Genomic DNA, 20,170 nt, shown 5'->3' on the forward strand with positions numbered 1-20,170 from the left:
AGAAGAAACGAGAAATGCTCTCTCCCCGCCCCGAAGGACGAGACATCCGTCCCGGGCACCCGGTGGGTCCCGGCGACGCGGCCTCCGGGTCGTCGTCCCCCGGCACGGACACCGGCACCGGCACGGACACCGGCACCGGCACCGGCACGGACACCGGTACCGGTGCGGTCTGGGAGGCCGGTGGCCAGGGCAGGCAGGCGGCACGGCTGAGCCCGCTGGTGACGCTCTCGGCCGTGGTCGTGCTCCTGGCGAGCATGTTCGCCGGGCTGCTGGTCGGCGCGGCGGGCATCGCGCCGCGCGGCGTGGCGCTCCAGTTGCTCGACTGGCTGCCGTTCGTCTCGGTGGACTCGGGGCTGGCCCCGGTCGAGCTGGGCCTGCTGACCGAGCTGCGGCTGCCCCGGGTCCTGCTCGCCGCGATCGTCGGCGGTCTGCTGGCCGTCGCCGGAGCCGGTTACCAGGGCGTCTTCCGCAACCCGCTCGCGGATCCCTACCTCCTGGGAGCCGCCGCGGGCGCGGGTCTGACGACCACGGCGGCGATCGTCTTCACCGGCGGCGACATCGAGGCGATCGGCATTCCCGCCGCGGCCTTCGCCGGGGCCGTCGGCGGCGTGCTGCTCGCCTACGCGCTGGGCAGCGCGGCGGGCCGGGGCGGCGGCACCGCCACGCTGGTCCTCGCGGGCGTCGCGGTCACGTCCTTCCTCACCGCGATCCAGACGTTCCTGCAGCAGCTCAGGGTGGAGGAACTCCAGCGCATCTACGCCTGGATCCTCGGCGACGTCGGCGGAGGCTGGGCCCAGGTCACGCTCGTCGCCCCGTACGCCGCCGTCTCGGTGGTGGTCATGCTGCTGCACGGCAGGCTCCTCGACGTGCTCTCGGTCGGCGACGACGAGGCGGTCACCCTCGGCCTGAACGCCGCCCGCGTCCGCCTCGTCGTCCTGCTCGCCGCCTCGCTGGCCACCGCGGCGGCCGTCGCGGTCAGCGGGCTGATCGGCTTCGTCGGCCTCGTCGTGCCGCACGTGGTCCGCCGCCTGGCCGGGGCGTCGTACCGGATCGTGCTGCCGATCTCGCTGATCGGCGGGGCCGCCTTCCTGATCCTCGCCGACCTGGTCGCCAGGACCGTGCTCGCCCCCGCCGAGCTGCCCATCGGGGTGGTGACCGCCTTCGTCGGCGCGCCGTTCTTCGTGGCCGTGCTGCGGGTGACCCGCCGGGTGGAGACGTGACGCCGCGCGCGAGCGGCGCGGGGAGGGCGCCGGCCCGCCCGTACGGTGCGCGCGCCACCGGGACCCGCGCGCCGCGCGAGGAGAAGCCGCGTGAAGTGGAGAAGGGGAGGGGAGACCGGTGAGCCACCTCGTGGTGAGGGACCTGTCGGTCGTGCTGGACCGGCGCGCGGTGCTGTCCGGCGTCGGCCTCGACGTACGGGACGGCGACTGGCTCGCCGTCATCGGCGCCAACGGCGCGGGCAAGTCCACGCTGCTGCGCGCCCTGGCGGGAGTGCTGCCCTTCGAGGGCGAGGTGCTCGTCGACGACGTGCCGCTCAGGAGTCTCAAGCCCAGGGAGCGAGCCAGGCTGCTGGCCTGCGCCCCGCAGTCCCCGGCGCTGCCGGCCGACATGACCGTGTTCGACTACGCCCTGCTCGGCCGCACCCCGTACATCCCCTATCTGGGCCGCGAGAGCCGCCACGACCGCGAGGTGACCGGGTCGGTGCTGGAGCGGCTGGACCTGTCCTCCCTCGCCGCGCGGCCGCTCGCCCACCTGTCCGGCGGCGAGCGCCAGCGCGTCGTGCTCGCCAGGGCGCTGGCCCAGCAGGCCCCGGTGCTCCTGCTCGACGAGCCCACCACGGCCCTCGACCTCGGCCACCAGCAGCAGGTGCTGGAACTCGTGGACCGGCTCCGGCTGGCCGACGGGCTGACCGTCGTCACGACCCTGCACGACCTGAGCCTCGCGGGTCAGTACGCCGACTCGATGATGCTGCTCTCGGGCGGCCGGGTGGCCGCCTCCGGCACCCCGGCCGAGGTGCTCACCGGGGAGCTGATCGGTGAGCACTTCGACGCCCGCGTCCGCGTCGCGGCCGGTCCCGGCGGCAGGCCCGAGGTCCACCTGGAGCGCCCTTGAGCGGGACCGTGACGCGCCGGAGGCGTTCGTGAGCGGGTTCGAGGTCCGCCCGGACGTCGACGAGCGGAGCCGGCCACACCGGGGGCCACACGGAGCGTCCCTGAGGCTGAGCCACCGCGACGAGGACGGCGCCCGGCTGGCCGCGCTGCTGTGGGAGTTCGGCCCCGGCTGGCGGGCGATCTCCTCGGCCATGGTCGGCGGCGGCATCGGCCCGGCCGCCTGGATGCTCAACGCGCAGGTGGTCGCCGGATACTCACGGATGGACCCGGTGGACCACCTGCTGGAGCTGGCCCCGCAGGGTCCGGGGGTCGGCATGCTCACCGCGGCGTCGGTCGACCACTTCACCCGGGCCCGCGACGGGGGAGCGGAGGCCGTGGCGACCGTCGGCCTGCGCGTCCCCACCTGGGCCGCCGCCCCGGAAGGCGCCGCCGACCCCGAGCTGGCCCCCATGTTCCTGCCGGGAACGGTCAACATCGCGGTCGCCGTACCGGTCGCCATGAGCGACGCCGCCCTGGTCAACGCGGTCATGACGGTGACCGAGGCCAAGACCCAGGCACTGCTGGAGGCCGGTTTCCCCTGCACCGGCACCGCCTCCGACGCCGTCTGCGTGGCCGCCCCCGAGCGTGTTCCCGGAGGCCCCGAGGAACTCTTCGGCGGCCCCCGCTCCACCTGGGGCGCCCGCATCGCCCGCGCCGTGCACACCGCCGTCCTCCAGGGCGCCCACCGATGGGCGAACCGTGATGTGCCGACCGCCTGACCTCTCAGCCGAGGGGACGGGTTTTTCCAGCGGACCGATCTTCGTACGGTATACGTTGTCGCGCCGGGGGTCCGCTCAGGATTAGACTTTGCGTAACTGTCCGCGACGGGGCGTGGGCGTGACGATAGGCGTAAAACGGGATGGTCAAGACGGGGTGGCGATGCCCTGCTCATGGCCTTTCACTGGTGATGGCGGAAAAGAAAGTCAAGCCCTCGGGGCTGGACGGTTCACTTATTCACCCTCGTTTGCGACCCTGGTCCTATCCCCTGTAGGGAGTGGCGATGCGGCGGTTCGGTTCGGCGCTGGTGGTGTTCGGAGGGCTCTCCTTGGCGATCGCCGGGGTGACTCCCGCCCTGGCTCACGAGCACCCCAGTGGAATCACCGACCTGGTGACCCCCGCGGTGGTCAGGATCGAGGCGACGGCGAAGGTCGACATCACGTTGCTCGACCACATCGGCGAGCTGGTTCACGTGGAGCGTTCCTACGAGGTGCCGATCGGCAGCGGCACCGGCACCGTGATCAACCCCGACGGTGGCATGGTCACCCTCACCCGGGTGGTCAAGAGCGACCGCGACGTCCGGGTCTACGCCGCCAACAAGATCTTCGCCGCGCACCACAAGGTCAAGATCCCCGAGGACTTCGAGCGGCACAAGCTCAAGGACGACCGGCTCAACCACCACCTGCAGGAGTGTTACCCGCCCAAGCAGCCCACCGCCACCTGCATCATCGACGTCACCACCGAGATCACGGTCTTCCCCAACATCTCCTCCGCCGACAAGGAGGGGTTCAAGGCCGAGATCGTCCGTACCGGCGACAGGCCCGACAGCCCCGCGGTGCTGAGGCCCGTCGGCCGCGCCGACGGGAGCGCGGGCCTGCCCACCGCCCCGCTCGCCGGCGCGGTGCCCGCCAAGGAGGGGTCGCCGGTGGCGGTCGCGGGATTCACCGGGCGGCCCGCCGCGAACCTGCCGGAGACCGTCGACATCGCCCACCTGCGGGCGGGCGGCGCCGGAGAGGGCGGCCGGGAGTTCAAGGACCCGGAGAACAAGGTCAACGAGCCGGAGAAGCTGGGCGCCCTGGTCGACAAGGGCCTGCTCGGCGGCCCGGTGATCGAGGACAAGAAGGGTGAGGTCGTCGGCCTGCTGCTCGGCGGCGGCAAGGACGCCCGGATGATCGGCGTCCGCGAGGTCACCAAGGCCCTGGCCGAGGCGGACGTCGCGCCCGCCAGAGGTCCGATCGACGCCGCCTTCGAGCAGGCGCTGACCCGCTTCCACACCCACTACTACGGCGACGCCGTCCCCGCCTTCCAGCGCGTGCTCGAGCTCTACCCGGGCCACACCGTGGCGGCCGCGCACCTGAAGACGTCGCAGGCCAAGCGCGGCACCGCCGAGGACGAGGGCACCAAGAGGGCGGCCGCCTCCACCGACCTGCCCCGGGGGGGCCCGCCCCTGTGGCCGTTCCTCGTCGGCGGCGGCCTGCTGGTGCTGGCCGTGCTGACCACCGCGATCCTGCTCTGGCGTCGCGGGTCGCAGGACCCCGACCCCGAGCCCGAGCCGGGTCCGACCGCGGAGACCCGGCCCCCGGTCCCGACCTCGCCACCGATACCGATACCGACACCGCCGCGACCGGCCTTCGACGAGCAGGCCGACTCCACGGTCGTCGTCGGCCGCTCCTTCCCGGCGCTGCCCAAGATCTCCTCCACGCCCGGCCAGCCGGTGCTGGTGGCACGCGATCCGGGCCACAACACGGCTCCCGGCCACAACACGGGGCCGGGTGCCGCCACGGGGCCGGGAACGAAACCCGGCGACACGGTGGTGCAGAGATACTGCACGGGCTGCGGGATGCGGCTGGGCCCCGCCCACAGCTTCTGCGCCTACTGCGGCCAGCCGACCAAGACGTGATGTCCGTGAACGACAGGGCGCTGATCGGCCGGGAAGTGGCCGGCTACCAGATCGAGGACATCATCGGCAAGGGCGGCATGGCCGTCGTCTATCTCGCGATCGACCCCAGGCTCAACCGCCGGGTGGCACTGAAGATCCTCAATCCGCTTCTCGGCGAGGACGACCGGTTCCGCCAGCGCTTCGTGCTGGAGTCGCGCACGGTCGCGAGCATCGACCACCCCAACATCATCCCCATCTACGAGGCCGACAGCGCCGACGACGGCACCCTCTACATCGCGATGCGTTACGTCGACGGCCCCGACCTGCGCAAACTCTTCTACGACCGGGGGCCGATGCCGGTCAGCCAGGTCAGCCGGATCTTCGCCCAGGTGGCCGCCGCGCTCGACACCGCGCACGCCCACGACCTGGTCCACCGCGACGTCAAGCCCGCCAACATCCTGATCGCCGCCCACACCGAGGGCGACCACGCCTATCTCACCGACTTCGGCATCACCAAGCACCGCACCTCGATCTCCGGGCTGACCCAGACCAACCAGTTCATCGGCACCCCCCGATACATGTCGCCCGAGCAGATCAACAAGGAGCACATCGACGGCCGCTGCGACCAGTACGGCCTGGCCTGCGTGGTCTACGAGGCGCTGTCCGGGCGGCTGCCCTTCCAGCGTGACAACGAGATCGCCCTGCTCTGGGCGCATCTCGCCGAGACCCCCACGCCGCTCACCACGCTCCGTCCCGAGCTGCCGCTCGAGGTCGACGGCGTCATGATGCGGGCCCTGGCCAAGTCGCCCGAGCAGCGCTACGACACCTGCGGCCAGTTCATCGCCGACCTGCGCGACGCGATCAGCGGCGGCGGCCAGCCGTACCAGCTCGTGCAGGCTCCCTACGCCCCGACGGCACCGGCGGCGTCCAGGACGTCCGAGACGACCGAGGCGTCCGGCACGCGGAAGGCGCCGAAGAAGAAGTCCGCGGCCGGGGGGAAGGGCATCCTCATCGGCGCGGCCGTGGCGATCACGGCGATCGTCGCGCTGGTGGCGGTGCTCGCGACGTTCCTGCGCGGCGACGACACCTGGGTGGCGTACGAGGGCTCGTCCGCGGTGCCGGTCGCCTTCCAGTACCCCGGGACCTGGACCCTCGAGCCGCACGCCGACGTGTTCGTGGCGGTCTCGCCGAAGGTGGAGCAGTTCCGCGCGCTGTTCGCCACGCCCGTCACCGCCGACTGGGCCGCGGCGAACGAGATCATCAAGGACGCCCCCCAGGACGCCACCGGCTTCTACGCGCAGACGCTCGACACCCTCGACCCGCTCAGCGGCGCCAAGCAGCTGCAGGAGACGCTGCAGTCCTCGCTTCCCGGGACGGTCAGCGTCTTCTCCCAGGTCGTCCAGGTGAGCGTGGGCGGGCGAAACGCCTCGCGCCTGCAGGGGACGATCGCCGACCCGCAGCGCGGCGGCCAGCTCGAGTTCACCGGCTGGGTCGTCGAACGGCAGGACGAGCCCGCTCTCCTGATCTACTTCTGCTCCTCCGGCAGGTGTGACAACGCGGTCGCCAACCGGTTCGTGCGGAGTGTCTCGTTCCCGGCGTCCTGACCCGCTGACTTGTGTCCCACTTGTGAGCGGCTTGTCCGGGCGTTTTGTCCTATGGGCAAGACGGTCACCGGGCTTTAGTCTCCCCGCATGGCGGTTCTCCTTCCCCCTTCCCCGGCCCCCGCGGGTGCCGGTCGCCGGTCGCCCGACCCCGGAACGAGGTGTCCAGCCGCCTGACAAGGAGGAGCAGTGAACATCCGCGTCGTGATCGCCGACGACCAGGCGATGGTCCGCGCCGGGCTGAAACTCGTCGTGGAGAGCGAGCCAGGGCTGGAGGTGGTCGGTGAGGCCCCCGACGGGGTCGAGGCCCTCGCCGTGGTCCGCCGCACCAGGCCCGACGTCGTGCTGATGGACATCTCGATGCCGCGGATGGACGGCCTCACCGCCGCCAGGCAGCTGCTGGGCCGGCCCGACCCGCCGAAGGTCGTGATGCTGACGACCTTCGACACCGACGAGAACCTCTACGCCGCGCTCCGCGCCGGGACCAGCGGGTTCCTGCTCAAGGTCTCGCCGCCCGAGCAGCTCGTGGAGGCCATCCGGGTCGTCGTGGCCGGGGACGCCCTGCTCGACCCGGCCGTCACCACCCGCGTCATCGCCTCCTTCGCCGGACGCCACGACCCCGCGCCCCCGCCGCAGCTGGCCGACCTCACCCCGCGCGAGCTGGAGGTGCTGCGCTCCCTGGCGCGCGGCCTGACCAACGCCGAGATCGCCGGAAAGCTCTTCGTCGGTGAGGCCACGGTCAAGACCCACGTGGCGCGGGTGCTGATGAAGCTCCACCTGCGCGACCGGGCTCAGGCGGTGGTGTTCGCGTACGAGTCGGGTGTGGTCCGGCCGGGAGCGGCCGTCGGGTAGTACGAGATCCACTCCTCGCGGCTCATCCGGAGCATCCTCACCCCGACCCAGCCGACCGCGCCCGCCGTCGCGGCCCAGAACGGCACCGTCACGGGCCCGTACTCGGTCACCATCGAGCCTGCGGAGGACAGTACGGCGACGAGCGGCACCGCCCAGTGCGCGAACCCGGCCCGCCAGACCCCGATCAGCAGGACCGGCAGGCCGAAGATCGCGAAGAACAGCCACGGCATCTGGAAGCCGAAGACGACGCCGGGCAGGTCCAGCATCTCGCCGAGGATCCTCTGGCTCTCCGCGGGGGTGTGGTGCCGCCCGAGCCACCACTCCACCGGGTCGGTCATCAGCAGGGCCGACCCGTTGACGTAGCCGAGGATGGTCAGGGTGCCCGCGAGGTGCCCGAAGACCACGGCGCGGCGGCGCATCACGTGCAGCAGGCCGAAGACCGACAGGCCCGCCAGCAGGTAGGACCAGTGGTAGAGCACCGACTGCACCTGGGACAGCACGGGGTCGGCGCCGTAGCTGACCGCCTCGCGCTCGTCGCCCCAGGTTCCGGGGTCGACGAGGAGGGCGACGAGCTGGAGCAGCGGGGCGGCGATCAGCAACACGCCGGAGGCGACGCGCCGGAAGTCGGCTGAGTCCTTGAACATGGTTCTCCCTGCCTGTGCGGGACTGTGACGGCCTGTCAGCCAGGAAGGTAGGGGTGGGGCACCCGCGGCGTCGTCAACCGCGGGGTTGATCTGGGATCCCCCTGCTGGGGTAAGAAGGTCTCATCATGGGTCGATCAAGGATGTGAGTTGCGCGCCTCGAAGGCCCGGATCGCAGTTCGTGAACCCACGACCGGAAAGACGCGTGATGTTGCACGAGAAACTGAATTCGATCTACGACAGCGTCCTGCGCCGCAACCCGGGGGAGGCCGAGTTCCACCAGGCCGTCCGCGAGGTTCTGGAGAGCATCGGGCCGGTCCTCGGCAAGCACCCCGAGTACGCCGAATCCAAGATCATCGAGCGAATCTGCGAGCCGGAGCGGCAGATCATCTTCCGGGTGCCGTGGGAGGACGACCAGGGCGAGGTGCACATCAACCGCGGCTTCCGGGTCGAGTTCAACAGCGCCCTCGGGCCCTACAAGGGCGGACTGCGTTTCCATCCCTCGGTCTACCTGGGCATCGTCAAGTTCCTCGGCTTCGAGCAGATCTTCAAGAACGGACTGACCGGCCTGCCGATCGGCGGGGGCAAGGGCGGCTCGGACTTCGACCCCAAGGGCCGCTCCCAGCGCGAGATCATGCGCTTCTGCCAGAGCTTCATGACCGAGCTCTACCGGCACATCGGCGAGTACACCGACGTCCCCGCCGGGGACATCGGCGTCGGCCAGCGCGAGATCGGCTACCTGTTCGGCCAGTACAAGCGCATCACCAACCGGTACGAGTCCGCGGTGATCACCGGCAAGGGGATCGGCTACGGCGGCGCCCAGGTCCGCACCGAGGCGACCGGGTACGGCTGCGCGTTCTTCGTCGACGAGATGCTGAAGGCGCGCGGCACCTCCTTCGAGGGCAAGCGCGTCGTCGTCTCCGGCTCGGGCAACGTCGCCGTCTACGCGATCGAGAAGATGCAGCAGCTCGGTGGCACCGTGGTCGCCTGTTCCGACTCCTCGGGGTACGTCGTCGACGAGAAGGGCATCGACCTCGACCTGCTCAAGCAGGTCAAGCAGGTCGAGCGCCTGCGGATGGACGTCTACGCCGAGCGCCGCGGCGGCGTCGTGTCCTTCGTGCCGGGGCGGAGCATCTGGGAGGTGCCGTGCGAGGTGGCGATGCCGTCGGCCACCCAGAACGAGATCACCGGCAGGGACGCCGAATCCCTGGTGCGCGGCGGGTGTGTCGCGGTCGGCGAGGGCGCCAACATGCCCACCACGCCGGAGGGCATCCGGATCTTCCAGGAGGCGGGTGTCGCCTTCGGCCCGGGCAAGGCCGCCAACGCGGGCGGCGTGGCCACCAGCGCGCTGGAGATGCAGCAGAACGCCAGCCGCGACTCCTGGACCTTCGAGTTCTCCGAGCACCGCCTTCAGGAGATCATGAAGGACATCCACGGCCGCTGCCTGCAGAGCGCCGCCGAGTACGGCATGCCGGGCAACTACGTGGCCGGTGCCAACATCGACGGCTTCAAGCGCGTCGCCGACGCGATGCTCGCCCTCGGCCTGATCTGAGGCTGAGGCGCCCGTACCCGGTCACCGTCGAGCCGGCGGAGGAGAGGACGGCGACGAGCGGTGCCGCCCGGAGCGCGAACCCGGCCCGCCGGACCCGATCAGCGGGACCGGCGGGCCGGAGATCGCGCAGAACAGCCACGGCGCCGGGAGAGCGAATCAACGCCGTGGCCCTTGTCAGGGGGTGGGCAGGCCGCTGTCCAGCCGGCATCCGTCGGTGGTCCGCGTGTTGTCACAACGGTTGAGCTGGAGACTGTCCGCCACGTAGACGAAGGACTGGCCGTTCGGGCTCACCACCGACAGCTGCACGGTGGCCGCGCCGGCCGGTGCGATCGCCGAGACGTCGTGCTCCGCCCAATCAGAGGTCAGGGCGTGGAGCGAGCCGTCACTGTTCGAGATCAGCGCGTTCGACGCGTTGTACCAGGAGAGCCGCAGCTTGACGTCGCCGAAGGTGGCGGTCGTCAGCCGGACGAAGAACTTGTACCGTTGCCCCGGCGTCACCTGGGGCCTGCGAGTGACCGACAGGATCCCCTCGGCCCACGGCTGGACGTTCACGGTCAGGGACCGCCGGCCGTCGTAGTAGCGGGCCGACACCTGGTTGTCCGTTCCAGGCGGGGTGACCTGCAGCCATCCGCCGCCGGAGACGGTGAAGCCCGTGGGGTACCCGTAGGGCGCGTCCGCCTCGATCGTGCGTTCCTGCGCGGTCAGCAGGTCGTTGCTGTACCCCACGTCGCAGCAGACCGGCGGGGTGAGCATCGACCAGGTGGCGAGGTTGGCCTTGCGAGGGTGCGGATAGGCGCTCGTGTAGAACGTGGCCGTGGTCTCGCTAGGGTCGTAGTAGTTGTTGAACTCCTGGTCCACCTGCCAGGTGTGCCACTGGGTGGACATGACGTCGGCGTCCTCATGGAGGACCGTCTCGGTGACCTTGGCGTGGTCGACGTCGAACAGGTGGATGAACTCGTGCAGCATGGTCGCGCTGTCCCACTCGTCGGTCGCCGCGACGCAGAGGATTTCGCAGAAGGCCTGCGCCGTCCCGTCGAAGTCCTCGAACACCATGTAGGTACGGTTGGTGTGGTCGTAACCCGCCGCCTCCAGATCGTCCTCGACGACGTCCGCGGCGGTCTCGCCGCCGATCACCCCGTTCTCGATCTTCTCCGGTACCACGAGGGCGCGTGCGTAGCCCGCGTAGCCGCCGGTGTCGTAGCCGGTCCGGCAGCTCAGGTTGACATGCTGGTCGTAGTTCGTGGACATGTCCAGCGACCAGTCCACCCGGTCGACGATCTTGGCGATCTTCTCGACGAAGTCGTCGTAGCGGTTCCCGGACTCCTCGTGCCAGGCATAGATCACCTGGACCGCCGGGACACTTCCCGCGGCGTTCTTGGGGTCGGACAGTGTGGTGGCGCAGCCTCGCTTGGGAATGCCCGCGTCCGCCGGTTGCACGTAGGGGACATCGGGTTCGGTGCCGATGGGATTGAAGTCGGCGTGTGCCGTATCTGTCATCAGGAGGACAAACAGCACCGCGACCAGCACGGACGTCAATTTCTTGAGACATGCTAACAAAGGATTTTCCTCCAGTACTTTACCGTGCCGTGAGCCCGTGGATTCCCATGACAGGTTTCCTGGAATTCCGGGCACCACTTCAGGAGTGATCTTCGGCGGTATGCCGGTGAGCATGATTTGACTGGCCGCACCGGTTCTGAATGTGATCCTTGTCACTGAGCCGTGAAACTCGGCCAGGAATGGAGTTCGTATGAGTTCGGGTCCCGTCCCGTGTTCGACCGGCTCTGTGGGCGGCGGTGACGACAGGGTGAGCGAGGCCGGTAACCGCTGGTCCGACTGCCGAACCCCGGCCCAGGTCAACGGGGTTCGGGTGGGTCGGGCCGGAAACCGGTGGCTGGGTGCCGCCGGCTTTTACGAGCCTCGAATCTCATCCGAAGAGATGTGTCCTGAATGTATTCGGGCGATGACCGCCTCACGTCTTTGCCTAGGAATCATCGGTCTAGGCGAAGATAAACAACATCTGTTTCGGTCCGGTGTCGCAACGAGTCCCTCTTCTGTTACTGATCACCGGCAAAGTTTAGGCATCCGAAGTTGAAGGGCGGATGTCACGAAGGGATACGACTGCCGACGGCTGAGTGCCGTTCTCCAGGCCGGAGGTATGAAATATCCGGAAGATGACGATTTGATACGGCGGCTGTAGGTCAGGATTTCCGAGGGGCATGACCCGCGAGGCCCTCGTGGGCACGGGAACGGCCACCGGGATCATGATCGTTTGTAGCGACGAACGTGGAAACGGCGACCGTGGAGGCCACGGCGGCAACATCCGGCTCATCTCCGCACCGGGCGGTCCTGCTCGCCGGCTGTCGCGAGAGAGACCTCCCTCAGCACTCGCCCATCGCGGCACGCGTCTGCGACGGTGACATGGGCGGGACGGGCAGGGGATGGGCCGCGCCGGCGCGCAGGCCGTCGAGGGTGAGGGCCAGGTGCCGCCGCCAGACACCGGGAGCGACGCGGAACGTCGCGCGCACGGTCGCCGCGACCCCCCAGATCACGAACGCCATGTCGTCGAGCGCGACGTCGTCTCGCAGGTCGCCGGACTCCTGGGCGCGCTCGATGATCCGCCGCATCAGCGCGTACCCCGTGCCGGTGTCGGCCGTGGCGCCGCGTACGGCGAGATCGTTGTAGCCGAGGTCGGCGGCCTGCAGCTCGCACACGCCGGTGATGAACGCGACGAACCCCTCCCACGCGTCGTCCGTCGCGAGCGAGCGCGTGGCCAGGTCGGCGACCGTCGCCACCCGGTCCTCGAACACCGCCGCCACCAGCTCGGCACGCGTGGGGAAGCGGTTGTACAGCGTCCCGATGCTCACCCCCGCCGCACGCGCGATCTCCTCGAGCGGCACGTCGAGCCCCCGGTCGGCGAAGAGCCGCCTGGCCGCCAGGAGGAGGCGCTCGCGGTTGTGGAGGGCGTCCTTGCGCATACCGGGAATCCTGGCTTAAGTTGAGGTCAATCTCAACTTGAGGAAGGTCTCAACTTATGCGACGGACCATCGTGATCACCGGCGGCACGAGCGGCATCGGCAAGGCCCTCGCCCGGCACCACGCCGAACGGGGCGACCTGGTCGTCGCCGTGGGCAGCGGCGAGGCGGGCGGCCGGCGCCTGCTCGAGGACGTGCCCGCGGCGCGCTTCGTCCGGGCCGACCTCAGCTCCCTCCGGCAGACCCGCGACCTGATCGAGCGACTCCGCGACGAGCACCCGGTGATCGACGCGCTGGTGCTCGGCGCCTTCAGGTACAACCTGGCGAGGGTCGAGACCGAGGAGGGGTTCGAGCACACCTTCGCCCTGTCCGTGATCAGCCGCTGGATGATGGCCGAGGGCCTGCGCGAACCCCTGGAGGGGGCACCGGCACCCGTGATCGTCAACCTGTGCGGCGTCGGGGGCATCCGCGCGGGACGGATCCACTGGGACGACCTGCAGTTCACCAGGGACTACCGGCCCTTCACCGCGACGATGCAGGGCGCCAGGGCCGGAGAGCTGCTGGCCTCGACCTACGACGGCGAGCGGACGAGCTACGTGCTCTACAACCCGCTGTTCGTGGCGACCGGGCTGTTCGAACCCTTCCGCCAGCCGGTACGCGGTCTCGTGCGGGTGATGTCGGCGTTGTTCGCCCAGCCGGTGGCCAGGGCCGTGCCGCCGATCGCCGCGCTCGTCGACCGGCCCCCGGCCGGGCCGCTCGCCGCCTACCGCAGGGGTAGGCCCATCGCGTTCACCGTCGACCGCGACCAGGCGCTGAGGTTCGAGAAGGCCGTACGCGCGATGGTGGCGCCGTTCTCCGGATGATCGTCTCCGGACGCTCGGCGCCGTGCCGGGCGGTCGGGCCGCTGGGCGGCCGGGCGGGCGATCTCGGCAGGGCTTTCGATCGGCGGTGTGCCGGGCTGCCGGTCGGTCGCGGCAGGCCCCGCGCTCCGGGACCTGCCGGTCGGACGTGCGCTCAGCCCGCGCCGGGGACGACGGCGGTCTTCTCCTTGAAGTCGTAGCCGTTCTTCGCGGCGTTCTGCCGCAGGCTGTCGAAGGATTTCCTGCCGGCCTCGAGGTCGGCCTCGGTGGCGGTGCCGTTCTTCAACTTGTCGGTCAGGTTGCTGAAGCTGTCGGTGACCGCTTTGACGCCCTTGCACATTGTCGGGTTGGCCAGGGCGAAGCGCCTGGCGACCTTCAGTTCGTGAACGGTGAAGAGCCCGGCCAGGGCGGCCTTCGCGAAGGTCCGCTTCCGCTTCTCCGCTCCGGCCTTGAACCCACCGCTCCGCAACGGTTTGTAGATGTAGCGATAGAAGGCCCCCAGTGCGAGACCCGCGTGCAGCGCGAAGCGGGTCTTGGCGAACCTCTTGGTGTTGGCGCCGACCGGGCACTCGTCCTCGGTGTACTCCTGGGCGGTATCCGTCGCGGGGAGGTCGGCGGCGGGCGGAACGGCTACGGGCGGCGATGTCGCGACCACGACGGCCTCGGGTCTCACCGCGGCCGGCCTGTCGCCACCGCAGCCGCCGATCAGTGTCACGGCCAGTAGTGCCGCTGCCGGGACGACAACGGATCGGGCACTCCGTACAGGCATCTTCCCCCCTGGATGACGGTTACGGCGTCACCTTTCGCTCTCCTTGTACCCTTTGTGGTTGTCTCGACACGCTCTGTGAGACAGATGGCTCCCGTGGCAGGTCCACGACTCGTCCCGGGGGCGGGTCCCCGGATGTTCGTCCGATGGGCGTGGTCACCCCGGCGACGCCGGGCCGATCCGGCCGCCGCATCGTGTCCTCGTGGGGCGCGGTGTCTCGATGGCAAGTAATCGCTTGTTTACTTATGGTCGTTTTGGACGCGAAAAAACAGGGTGCAGATTCACTTTCTTCGACTAGCCTCACCAATGCCCTTATGTCGCCTTTAATGCGGACATCGCCCTATTTGGCACTTCGTAGGCGGCGTATCTGGCATCCCCTCGTACGAAAGGCGACTGGTGCGGTACCGTCTTGCCCCCATTGCGGTGGCCACTGTTTTTTCCCTCCCGTTCATTTCCCTTTCCACTCCCGTACAGGCTCAGGTCAAGCCGTGCCACGGTCACGGCACGGACGGCGCGGTCCAGAGTCCTGTCGAGATCGACCGTTCGACGGCGTGCCCGGGCACCCGGCCCGCGCTCGCCGTCCATTACCCGCACAGCGTCGACGGGACGCTCCTGTTCCAGGACAAGCCCCCGCTGGAGGAGGCGAGCGAGCACGACGACGTCAGGTTCGTCGTCGGCGCCGGAGGTTCCCGGCCGTACATCACCTACGGCGGCCAGCGCTACAACCTGAACAACGTGCACTTCCACGGCCACGCCGAGCACAAGTTCGCCGGCCAGCCCTTCGCCCCCCTCGAGGCCCACTTCGTCCACGAGCGGGCGACCGGTCCGAAGGGCTACGTGGTCTTCTCGGTCCTCGTCGACGCCAAGTCCTTCCAGGGCCTGTCCCAGCACGACCGCCTGATCGCGTCGCCCCCCGCCATCGGCGAGTCCAGGAGCGTCCACGGCGTCGACCTCAGGGCCATGCTGCCCGAGAGGCACGCCACCTACCGCTACACCGGCTCCCTCACCACGCCGGACGAGACCGGCTCCTACTTCCAGCCGGTCAACTGGGTCGTCTTCGACCAGCACGCGAAGGCGCACCAGGACAACATCCAGTCCTACAGGTCACTGTGGGGCCCGGAGGGCAACCACCGGGAACTCCAGGAGAACAGCCCAGAGCCCAACATCTACTCGTACCACTGACGGCGCGCCGATCCGCGTCCCCGGTTCCGCGACCGTGATGAGCACGCCGATCGAGGTACGCCTCGGTCGGCGTGGTCGTTTGAGGGGGAAGAGGTCGCGTCCGCGAGGGCCCCGGTTCGCGTGCCGCCCGGTGGGGGATCACTCGTCGGACCGGCCGGACCAGCCGACGACGATGTTCTGGCCGAGCCAGCCGGTGACGGTGTCGACGTCCTCGGCGCTCAGGTGTTCGGCGAGGAGGCGCCGGAACTCGATCTCGCCGAGGGCCTCGCGCTGCTGTCTGAGCCAGAGCAGGCTGATGTTGATTCCGGGTATCTGAAGTTCGGCACGGATGAGCAGGCTATGCACAGTGAGGGCCACTGCCTCGGAGGCTCTGCCCGTTTCGGTGTACAGCGCACCGATCTGGCTGTAGTTGCCGGCCATGCCTGCCCGGTTGCCGAGCTCCTCGTGGATGGTGAGGGAGCGGCGGTAGTACTCCAGTGCCCGCTCATGCTCTCCTCGCTCCTGGGCGATGATGCCGAGGTGGTGGTAGCCGCCCGCCATGCCTGCCCGGTTGCCGAGTTTCTCGTGGATGGTGAGGGAGCGGCGGTAGTGCTCCAGTGCCCGCTCGCGATCTCCTCGCTCCTGAGCGATCATCCCGAGGTGGTGGTAGCCGTTGGCCATGCCTGCCTCGTCGCCGAGTTCCTCTTTGATGGTGAGGGAGCGATGGTAGTGCTCCAGTGCCCGCTCGTACTCCCTCCGCTCCTGGGCGATCATGCCAAGCTGGTGGTAGCCGCTCGCCATGCCCGCGCGGTCGCCGAGCTCTTCGTCGATGGACAGGGAGCGGCGGTAGTGCTCCAGTGCCCGCTCATGCTCTCCTCGCTCCTGGGCGACGATGCCGAGCTGGTGATAGCCACGGGCCATGCCCGCGCGGTCGCCGAGTTTCTCGTTGAGGGTCAGGGAGCGGCGGTAGTGCCGCAACGCCCGCTCATAGTCTCCTCGCCTGTGGGCGATGATGCCGAGCTGGTGCAAGCCGACGGCCTGCTGCCGGCTCTCGGCCGCGAACCACGACAGGGTCTCGTGATGGAGCTGCTCCTCCCAGCTCCACGCTCCCAAGGTATGCAACCGCTTACACACCCAATCCGTCACCACCGCGGCACTGTTCAGATCACCCGCGGCATACCAATGGAAGCGCGCCTCCAGCATGTCCGTCAGGTCCTGCTGCGGGCTCTGCGGCCGGGTCCGGGTTCGCCAGTGCCAGAACCGGGCCGCTGCCTCGTGCGCCTGCCCTACCTCGGCCACCAACCCGGCCAGCGTGGTCGCCGTCCACCGGTGCACCACGAACGACCGCTCCCCGTCGGAGTCACCGGACCCCGCACCCGGCGCCAGCAACCCCAACCCCGCCAACACCTCCAACGCCTCCTCCACCCCCTCGGGCTCGATCACCGGTGGAACCCGGGAGTGCGCCACGTCCTGCCGCGCCTCCTCCTCCGCCGACCCCGGATCCTCCAACCCCGCCCGCGGATTCCTCTCCCGTGCCCGCCGCACCAGCTCATCCGGTCGATCCGGCTGCTCCGGGTCCCCCGCAACCGGGGTCGAGACCGGCCAGGCCACCCCCACCCGATCCACCGCCACCCGGAACACCGACGCCCCCACCAGGACCTCGCGCGAGAAATCGTCCAGCAGCCCCACCAGCTCACCCAGCAACGTGTCATCCACCGCCAGCGTCACCGCCTCCGCCAACGCCGCATCCAAGTCGCCTGACCCGGCGGCACGCAACCACACCCCAGGATGGGAGATGCCGCGCCGGTCGAGGAGGTCCTCCAGGCGTTCGCGGACGTCGTCGAAGCGGGCTTCCCCGCCTCGGAGCAGAGCGTCCAGATATTCCAGTGTCCGAGGGTGACCGCCCACGCTGGCCCAGGCCCGTTGCCGGTCGGCGACCGGCAGCGCGTCCAGTCCTGGTAGGCGCCACATCAGCTTGCGGGCCTCGGCCCAGGACAGCGGGCCGAGATGGTGGGTGTGCAGACGGCGTTCGGCGCGTTTGGGGAGGGGGAAGGGGTAGCGGCTGGTGATCAGCAGCTTGTGCCTGCCACGCAGACGGATCCAGGCGGCCAGGAATCCGGCCAGCTCCTCGTTGACGACCTTCCACCCGGTGCCGTCGTGTGCCAGGTTGTCCTCGAAGTTGTCCAGCAACAGGGTCATCGGCACCTGGACGAGGAGCTGCCCGAGTGCCTGGAGCCGGTCGCTCCATTCGTGCTGCGGCTGCCGTACCAGGCCCGCGAGGTGACGGGTCCGCTCGTCGGTGAAGGCTGCCGGCAGGGTGCTGCCGATCTCCTCAAGGAGCTGGTCGGGACCGGTCTGGCCGACCGCCGAGACCACCGGGCCCGCGTCTGGCCCCAGGTCGCGCAGCAGCTCGGCGGCCAGGCTGCTCTTGCCGACCCCGCCGATGCCGTGCAGCAGTACGCCGGGACCGTCGCCGCGCAGGGCGTCCAGGGCCGTGCGGATCTCCGAGCGGCGGCCGACGAACTCGCCGACCTTGCGCAATGGCACCCCGTCGGCGAATCGAGGCTCGGCCGGGGTGGGGATCTCCTCGAACCCTCCGGCTGCGTCGTACAGCGACATCGAGGGGCCGCGCAGGAACAGTGCCGGGGTGGCCCACTCCACGAGTGACGCGCCCAGGCTGCCCGGAGGCAGCCGCCGGCGTTCCTCCTCCAGCCGCCGCCGCGCGTCACAGAACGCGGGCAGCACCTCGGGGACGTCCCGGACCGCCAGCTCGTAGTAGAGCTGCCCGGCCAGGGCCGTGGCGTACGGGTCGGTGACCGAGGCGGTCATCGCCAGCACGCTGGGCACCCCTGCCGCCGTCAGCCCGCGCGCCAGCCCGCCCAGCGCGGTCTTCTCCGGCGTCTCGGTGGTCGTGACCGTGGGCGTACGGCCCTCCGGAGAATCCAGGGCGGTGGAGCAGCCGGACAGCACCAGCAGCGGCACCCCGCGATCCGCAGGCAGCCCGTCCCGGACGAAGCGGTTCGTGGACACCCGGTCGGCGCGTCCGGCCGTGTCCTCCAGCAGCAGCACCCCGGGTTCGGCGTGGCAGGAGATGTGCAGCACGTGGAAGCGCTCCTGGAGCAGCGCCTCCCTGATGCCCGCGAGCGTTCCCCGGTTGAGGATGCGCACGTACGCCCCGGGACGGTCCCGGCCACCCCTGCGGGCACGTTCCACCGAGTCGAGGATCTTGGCGAGCTCCGCCTCCAGGTCCAGCACCGCCCCGCCGCCGGGCCCCTCGGGGGCGGCCATCACGACCAGGATCCGCAGCGGGCCCGAGATCGTGATGGAGGGAGTCGTATCGGCCGGAACGTGCCGGTAGAGCCGCACCCGGGGATGCAGCGCCAGCGGCTCGACCATCCCCGGCACCGTCAGCGTCTCCCACGGCAGGTCCGCCAGCTCCTCGGCGACCTCCAGGCCGAGCCGGAGCGTCGCTCCCAGCGCGTGCGCCCCGGCCAGCTCGGCGGCCAGCGCCTCCCCGGCGGCCCCGGTGAGGTACGCGTGCCCGAGCTCCCGGCCGCACTCGGCCAGCAGCGCCCTGACCCCGCCGGAGCCGTCAGGACCTCGCGTGATGTGGTCGCCGCGCTCGCGAGCGGACCCCAGCCGCCAGACCAGCTCGTCCAGCCTCGGACTCCGGGCCGGGGAGTGGGCCGCCCGCGCCGGGCTCCCGGCGGCCGGCGCCAGGCGCGGCGTCCCATCCGGTGCGTCCTGCTTTACGGACTCGTGCGACGAGGTCCGGAGCGTGACCTCGTCCGGGGAGATCCGGAGCGTGCAGCGCCGGGGCTTCTCCGGGCGTACCCCGCTGCCCGGCCTGACGGCGGGGCCCGGCGCCACCTCCGGCACCCGCCCGCGCAGCGCCCGGACCAGCTCGTCCAGCCGCCGGTCGTGGTCGTGTCCGTCCACCGAGGACAGGTCCACGTGAAACCGGTCGGCCGCGAACTCAGGCAGCTCGACGTCCTCGATCAGCACCGGGATGAACCGCCGCCCACCCTCGACGGAGCGCCGGATCAGCGAGGCGTACGCCAGGCGCACCCAGGGGTCGGTCAGGGAGGCCCGGCTGAAGACCAGGATCCCGTGGGTCGCGTCCCGGATCGCCTTCTCGATCACCTCGACGACGATCGCGCCGGGAGACCTGAGCACCTCCCCGTAGGTGACCTCCAGGCCCTCCGCGCGCAGCCGGTCGGCGAGCCAGCGGACCCACTCGGCGTCCTGCGGGGCGTGGGAGACGTACGCGTCGCTCACGGTGCCCTCCGGACGGCTTTCGCGATCTCGTCCACCCGCCGGTCGAAGACCGTGTCGGAAACGCCGCGCAGGTCGCTGTAGAAGCGGATCTTGACGAATTCCGGCAGATCCTGAGTCTTCACGTCTTTGACGAGGACCGGGATGAGCAACCGCCCGTCGTACATGGACCGCTGGAGCAACACGTGGTACTCGTTCTTCACCGGGCCGCTCGTCATCGACGCGGGACTGAAGACGAGCAGCCCGTGCGCCGAGTTCCTGATCGCCTCCTCCACCTCGTGGAAGATGATCGAAGCGGGCCCGACGACCAGCTTGTCGTAGACCACCCGGATGCCGCGCCGTTCCAGCCGCTCGGCCAGGTCGGTGACGATGTCGGCGTCGTCGTGCGAATAGGAGACAAACACATCGTAAGTCGTCACTGTGCCACCGCTTCCGGGGGAGGACGCCGGGGAGATCGGGGTGCGGGAGGCGCGCTTTCCGGGGGATTTCTTTCGTACGGAAACCCAGGCGAAGTAGGCGCCCGCGATGCCCGCCACAGCACCGATCACGGCGACCGCCAGATCCGCGATATCCATGCGATCAGGCTATGGCGCGAAATGTTTCCCTGGCCGGGAGTAGCAATAAATGACCAACTGTCCGTCTATCCGCAAACGGAGGAACACACCGACATTAAGTCCGCGGGGGTCATGTGAGCGAACCGGCGGCGGAGGCGTACGACGTCTTCATCGTGCGCGCCCAGGCCGA

15 protein-coding genes are annotated in these 20,170 nt (G+C 70.0%); 9 read left to right on the top strand and 6 right to left on the bottom strand.

What is annotated here, in order from left to right:
• Nucleotides 1-14: 14 nt before the first annotated feature.
• The 6 genes from ACTOQ3_RS17185 to ACTOQ3_RS17210 all read left to right on the top strand — a co-directional run bounded on the left by ACTOQ3_RS17185 (nucleotide 15) and on the right by ACTOQ3_RS17210 (nucleotide 7,199).
• Nucleotides 15-1,220 (top strand): FecCD family ABC transporter permease, encoded by a 1,206-nt coding sequence (locus tag ACTOQ3_RS17185; protein ID WP_440084380.1) that lies wholly within the window; start codon nucleotides 15-17, stop codon nucleotides 1,218-1,220.
• A 118-nt stretch (nucleotides 1,221-1,338) separates the two neighbouring features.
• Nucleotides 1,339-2,112, top strand: coding sequence for an ABC transporter ATP-binding protein (locus ACTOQ3_RS17190; RefSeq protein WP_440084381.1), 774 nt, complete (start codon nucleotides 1,339-1,341; stop codon nucleotides 2,110-2,112).
• A gap of 100 nt (nucleotides 2,113-2,212) precedes the next feature.
• Nucleotides 2,213-2,869, top strand: coding sequence for an adenosylcobinamide amidohydrolase (locus tag ACTOQ3_RS17195; RefSeq protein WP_440084441.1), 657 nt, complete (start codon nucleotides 2,213-2,215; stop codon nucleotides 2,867-2,869).
• Nucleotides 2,870-3,150: 281 nt separating this feature from the next.
• A complete protein-coding gene (locus ACTOQ3_RS17200) occupies nucleotides 3,151-4,767 on the top strand; it encodes a hypothetical protein (RefSeq protein WP_440084382.1) in 1,617 nt (538 codons plus the stop codon).
• Nucleotides 4,767-6,350, top strand: a complete 1,584-nt coding sequence (locus ACTOQ3_RS17205) for a serine/threonine-protein kinase (RefSeq protein WP_440084383.1) — start codon at nucleotides 4,767-4,769, stop codon at nucleotides 6,348-6,350. Before ACTOQ3_RS17200 ends, ACTOQ3_RS17205 begins: the two co-directional genes overlap by 1 nt.
• A 186-nt stretch (nucleotides 6,351-6,536) precedes the next feature.
• A complete protein-coding gene (locus ACTOQ3_RS17210; protein WP_440084384.1) occupies nucleotides 6,537-7,199 on the top strand; it encodes a response regulator in 663 nt (220 codons plus the stop codon).
• Here ACTOQ3_RS17210 and ACTOQ3_RS17215 read toward each other — a convergent pair.
• Nucleotides 7,139-7,843, bottom strand: a complete 705-nt coding sequence (locus ACTOQ3_RS17215; RefSeq protein WP_440084385.1) for a hypothetical protein — start codon at nucleotides 7,841-7,843, stop codon at nucleotides 7,139-7,141. The genes ACTOQ3_RS17210 and ACTOQ3_RS17215 overlap by 61 nt on opposite strands.
• Nucleotides 7,844-8,048: 205 nt before the next feature.
• Here ACTOQ3_RS17215 and gdhA point away from each other — a divergent pair, with 205 nt between their 5' ends.
• Entirely contained in the window at nucleotides 8,049-9,392 is a 1,344-nt protein-coding gene (gene gdhA / locus ACTOQ3_RS17220) for an NADP-specific glutamate dehydrogenase (protein ID WP_440084386.1), read from the top strand.
• 174 nt (nucleotides 9,393-9,566) lie between these two features.
• Here gdhA and ACTOQ3_RS17225 read toward each other — a convergent pair whose 3' ends face one another.
• Nucleotides 9,567-10,889, bottom strand: a complete 1,323-nt coding sequence (locus ACTOQ3_RS17225; RefSeq protein ID WP_440084387.1) for a hypothetical protein — start codon at nucleotides 10,887-10,889, stop codon at nucleotides 9,567-9,569.
• A gap of 881 nt (nucleotides 10,890-11,770) precedes the next feature.
• Complete coding sequence (locus ACTOQ3_RS17230) at nucleotides 11,771-12,367, bottom strand: TetR/AcrR family transcriptional regulator (RefSeq protein ID WP_440084388.1); 597 nt, start codon at nucleotides 12,365-12,367, stop codon at nucleotides 11,771-11,773.
• Between the two features lie 56 nt (nucleotides 12,368-12,423).
• On the opposite strand from ACTOQ3_RS17230, the gene ACTOQ3_RS17235 reads away from it, so the two are divergent.
• Nucleotides 12,424-13,227: an SDR family NAD(P)-dependent oxidoreductase gene (locus tag ACTOQ3_RS17235; RefSeq protein ID WP_440084389.1), complete on the top strand. Its 804-nt coding sequence runs from the start codon at nucleotides 12,424-12,426 to the stop codon at nucleotides 13,225-13,227.
• A gap of 151 nt (nucleotides 13,228-13,378) precedes the next feature.
• Here ACTOQ3_RS17235 and ACTOQ3_RS17240 read toward each other — a convergent pair whose 3' ends face one another.
• The gene (locus ACTOQ3_RS17240; RefSeq protein ID WP_440084390.1) at nucleotides 13,379-13,939 is read right to left on the bottom strand and encodes a hypothetical protein; all 561 of its coding nucleotides are present in this window, start codon (nucleotides 13,937-13,939) and stop codon (nucleotides 13,379-13,381) included.
• A gap of 474 nt (nucleotides 13,940-14,413) precedes the next feature.
• Between ACTOQ3_RS17240 and ACTOQ3_RS17245 the strand changes: the two genes are divergently transcribed.
• A complete protein-coding gene (locus ACTOQ3_RS17245; protein WP_440084391.1) occupies nucleotides 14,414-15,172 on the top strand; it encodes a carbonic anhydrase family protein in 759 nt (252 codons plus the stop codon).
• A gap of 138 nt (nucleotides 15,173-15,310) precedes the next feature.
• Here the strand turns inward: ACTOQ3_RS17245 and ACTOQ3_RS17250 are convergent, their stop codons facing one another.
• Both ACTOQ3_RS17250 and ACTOQ3_RS17255 read right to left on the bottom strand, forming a co-directional pair.
• Nucleotides 15,311-19,429, bottom strand: a complete 4,119-nt coding sequence (locus ACTOQ3_RS17250; RefSeq protein ID WP_440084392.1) for a tetratricopeptide repeat protein — start codon at nucleotides 19,427-19,429, stop codon at nucleotides 15,311-15,313.
• Nucleotides 19,426-20,001, bottom strand: coding sequence for a toll/interleukin-1 receptor domain-containing protein (locus ACTOQ3_RS17255; protein ID WP_440084393.1), 576 nt, complete (start codon nucleotides 19,999-20,001; stop codon nucleotides 19,426-19,428). The genes ACTOQ3_RS17250 and ACTOQ3_RS17255 overlap by 4 nt, the downstream gene beginning before the upstream one ends.
• Between the last annotated feature and the right edge of the window lie 169 nt (nucleotides 20,002-20,170).

Source organism: Streptosporangium sp. LJ11, from assembly GCF_051918945.1.
Classification (GTDB): Bacteria; Actinomycetota; Actinomycetes; order Streptosporangiales; family Streptosporangiaceae; genus Streptosporangium.

What these genes read in the sequence shown, in the direction of transcription:
- ACTOQ3_RS17205 (WP_440084383.1), top strand. Translation starts at nt 4,767, where the DNA reads ATGTCCGTGAACGACAGGGCGCTGATCGGCCGGGAAGTGGCCGGCTAC.
- ACTOQ3_RS17215 (WP_440084385.1), bottom strand. Translation starts at nt 7,843, where the DNA reads ATGTTCAAGGACTCAGCCGACTTCCGGCGCGTCGCCTCCGGCGTGTTG.
- ACTOQ3_RS17255 (WP_440084393.1), bottom strand. Translation starts at nt 20,001, where the DNA reads ATGGATATCGCGGATCTGGCGGTCGCCGTGATCGGTGCTGTGGCGGGC.
- gdhA (WP_440084386.1), top strand. Translation starts at nt 8,049, where the DNA reads ATGTTGCACGAGAAACTGAATTCGATCTACGACAGCGTCCTGCGCCGC.
- ACTOQ3_RS17235 (WP_440084389.1), top strand. Translation starts at nt 12,424, where the DNA reads ATGCGACGGACCATCGTGATCACCGGCGGCACGAGCGGCATCGGCAAG.
- ACTOQ3_RS17200 (WP_440084382.1), top strand. Translation starts at nt 3,151, where the DNA reads ATGCGGCGGTTCGGTTCGGCGCTGGTGGTGTTCGGAGGGCTCTCCTTG.
- ACTOQ3_RS17230 (WP_440084388.1), bottom strand. Translation starts at nt 12,367, where the DNA reads ATGCGCAAGGACGCCCTCCACAACCGCGAGCGCCTCCTCCTGGCGGCC.
- ACTOQ3_RS17225 (WP_440084387.1), bottom strand. Translation starts at nt 10,889, where the DNA reads ATGACAGATACGGCACACGCCGACTTCAATCCCATCGGCACCGAACCC.
- ACTOQ3_RS17185 (WP_440084380.1), top strand. Translation starts at nt 15, where the DNA reads ATGCTCTCTCCCCGCCCCGAAGGACGAGACATCCGTCCCGGGCACCCG.